Source organism: Corallococcus sp. 4LFB (assembly GCF_046520365.1).
Taxonomy (GTDB): domain Bacteria; phylum Myxococcota; class Myxococcia; order Myxococcales; family Myxococcaceae; genus Corallococcus; species Corallococcus caeni.
Map to the genome: position 1 here is coordinate 1 of NZ_JBKGHJ010001019.1, position 1,255 is coordinate 1,255.

At 72.9% G+C, this 1,255-nt stretch carries 2 protein-coding genes; both read right to left on the reverse strand.

Annotation, left to right across the window (positions count from 1 at the left end):
- Positions 1-207: 207 nt before the first annotated feature.
- A complete protein-coding gene (locus ACLEQD_RS43690) occupies positions 208-525 on the reverse strand; it encodes a hypothetical protein (RefSeq protein WP_410391835.1) in 318 nt (105 codons plus the stop codon).
- Positions 526-599: 74 nt separating this feature from the next.
- A partial coding sequence (locus ACLEQD_RS43695; RefSeq protein ID WP_410391836.1) for a Kelch repeat-containing protein occupies positions 600-1,255 on the reverse strand: 656 nt, incomplete at its 5' end.

The window sequence follows — 1,255 nt, forward strand, 5'->3', positions numbered from 1 at the left end:
GGCGGCGACCGGGGCCTCGGGCTTCGCGGGGGCGGCGGGCGCGGTGGCGCAGGCGGAGGAGCAGACGAGCGGGACGAGGAGCAGGTGTTTCCAGGAGCGCATGGGCGCGCAGTCTGTCACGCGCCCTGGCACGCCGCGCGGCGGAACGACCTTCCGGAACCGCCGTTGTCAGTCATTCGCGGGAAAGCCAGACACGCTGTCCCCGCTTCACTTTGAATCCGTGGAGCCGGGTGGTGTGGCGCGGGGGCTGACCTTGCGCAGCTCGTGGAAGTGCTCGCGGACGAACCGCGCGGCGTTGAGCAGGGCATCCACGGGGCCCACGCCCACCATGCTCACGGTGATGGGCACCGCGTGGCCGATGACCACGGGGCAGTACCAGTCCCCATTGGCATCCTGAGGGATGGGCGCGGGCCGGCCCAGGGTGACGCGGGAGACGTGCTGGCGCCCGTGGTCGTCCTCGAAGGACCAGAAGTCGTCAGCCACGGGGTCGCTGATGGACGCGATGTCTGGCGTTCCTCGAAGCATGCAGCATCGTCTCTGCCTCCTCACGGGACCGGCATCACCCTCCGGTCTGAACCATCTGTTCGCCGCGAACCGACCTACTCTTCCGGAGTGGCCTGGGCCACGGACGGGGCGGGGACGTACTCCTCGCTCGTGGCCAGGGTGCCCAGCTCGTTCACTCCGCCCACCACCAGCACCGTCCCCCGGCGCAGCCACAGCGCTCCGGCTTCGCCTCGCGGCTCATGCAGCGTGGGCGCCTGCGTCCACGTGCCCTGTGCCGGGTCGAAGCGCTCCGCGGAGGCCAGCGTGCCTCGCGAGGGGTGCTCGCCGCCCACCACCAGCACCGCGCCCTCTCCCGTCACCAGCGCCGCGTGGTGCTCTCGCGGCACCGCCGGGGCCTCCACTGCCTCCCAGGCATTGCGCTCCGGCACGTAGACCTCCGCCGTCCTCGCCGCCTGCGTCGTCGTGCCGCCCACCACCAGCACGCGGCCGTCCGGGAGCAGCGTCACGGTGTGCCCCAGCCGGTGCGTGCCCGCCGCGCCTCCCATCGCTCCCGCCTTCTCCCAGTGGCCCGTCAGCGGGTCGTACAGCTCCGACTGCAGGCCGCTCGCGAAGAGCACCTTGCCCGTGCGCAGCACCACCGCCGTGCCCGCGCCGCCTCGCACGGAGGCCGGCGCCTCCACCGCGCTCCACGTCCCCGACGCCGGGTCGAACAGCTCCGCCGAACGCACCGGCCGCAGGTCCACGTCCGTGC